Here is a 327-nt window from a genome sequence, read left to right as displayed (position 1 = left end):
CGCCGTGGTCACCTCGACCGCGGTCCAGCAGGACAATCCGGCGGTGGTCGCCGCGCGCGCGGCCCAGGTGCCGATCGTGCCGCGCGCGATCATGCTCGGCGAATTGATGCGCCTCAAGCGCGGCATCGCCATCGCCGGCACCCACGGCAAGACCACCACCACCAGCCTGGTCGCCTCGGTGCTGGCGCAGGGCGGGCTCGATCCGACCTTCGTGATCGGCGGGCGCCTCAACAGCGCCGGCGCCAACGCCAAGCTCGGCACGGGCGACTACCTGGTGGCCGAGGCCGACGAATCGGACGCCTCGTTCCTGAATTTGTCGCCGATGAT

At 70.6% G+C, this 327-nt stretch carries 1 protein-coding gene; it reads left to right on the top strand.

What is annotated here, in order from left to right; all coding sequences use genetic code 11:
* The coding region (locus D0817_RS27020; RefSeq protein WP_238160961.1) for a Mur ligase domain-containing protein at positions 1–327 on the top strand (327 nt) is incomplete at both ends.

It is taken from the genome of Flavobacterium cupreum (assembly GCF_003996965.1).
GTDB classification, from domain to species: domain Bacteria; phylum Bacteroidota; class Bacteroidia; order Flavobacteriales; family Flavobacteriaceae; genus Flavobacterium; species Flavobacterium cupreum.
Note: the sequence above shows the minus strand (reverse complement) of the source record. Positions and strands in the feature narration are given on the sequence as shown.